General features: G+C 46.3%; 1 pseudogene. It reads left to right on the top strand.

Going from position 1 to position 1,132, the window contains the following annotated elements:
• Nucleotides 1–1,132, top strand: a pseudogene (locus tag VTH8203_RS17670) (hypothetical protein); the annotation flags it as partial.

Below are 1,132 nucleotides of genomic sequence, written 5' to 3' on the forward strand. Positions count from 1 at the left end.
GCGTGATTCCTTGGAATTGACATGGAACCTTAATCCAACGGATGCCAGTGATGGGGCCATCGTTGACAGTGACGGTGATGGATTTATCAACATGGTGGAAATCGGCGCGAATACCGATCCGTTGGATGCAAATTCCTATGATGCGGATTTAGATGGTGTGCTTGGCATTTATGATGTCGATGATAACGACCCGTTCTCAGACAGTGATTTTGACACCATTAGCGACATCGTTGAAACCCAATATGGATTAAATCCACTCGATGGCAGTGATGTTGATCTTAACCTCGACACTGACAATGACGGCATGGCGGACATTTTAGAAACCATGCTTGGCTTGAATGTCGGTGTAGATGATAGCCAAACAGACCTCGATGGTGATGGCATGACGAATATCACTGAGGTGAATAATCGTACTGTCGCAAACGACCCGAATGACCCGGTTTATCACGGTCATCTGGACGCGGATAACGATGGCATTGTGAATGGTATTGATACGGATCTCGATGGCAATGGCACCGAGGATGCTGTGCAAACCACCTTCCCTGAGCTTTCAAGTTCCGTCTTGAGTGGTGTGGGTGGTACCGTTCTGAGTGAATATTGTTTTGATGGGCCAAGTGAAGACGACAAGCATGAGGCGATTTATCTGGTCCAAGCCGAATCAGACAGCACTTTTGGAAAGACGTGCTATAAAAATGCGGATTATTCGTACACCAATTACACCGTAGCGACCACGGTCAATCCGGATTTAAGTGGCTTGCCGCATTATCGTATTTCACCTGCGGCGAATTCGCCGATATCCAGTCCTAATAAAACCACCAAAATGTACATCAAAGCAACACCTGCAAATTACATCCTGTACCAAGCGGTGCGTGTGAATAACGATTGGATTTATGGCAAAGTCATCGACATTGCACAGTCAAGCTTTGATCTCAATGATTTTGTCTTTATTGACTACAAGTTTAATCAGCTAACATCGGATGTTTACCTTGTAATGGTGCCAGTGGGCACTGATATGTCAGGCGTCACGCTTGATACATCAAGCACCCACAATACCGTAGTGGTGGTTGATAAGGGCGATGGTGCTGAGAATCCAGTCTTGGATCTGGTTGATCCCGTCGCTGGCACCTATATC

Origin of the sequence: Vibrio thalassae, assembly GCF_900089835.1 — a bacterium.
Taxonomy (GTDB): domain Bacteria; phylum Pseudomonadota; class Gammaproteobacteria; order Enterobacterales; family Vibrionaceae; genus Vibrio; species Vibrio thalassae.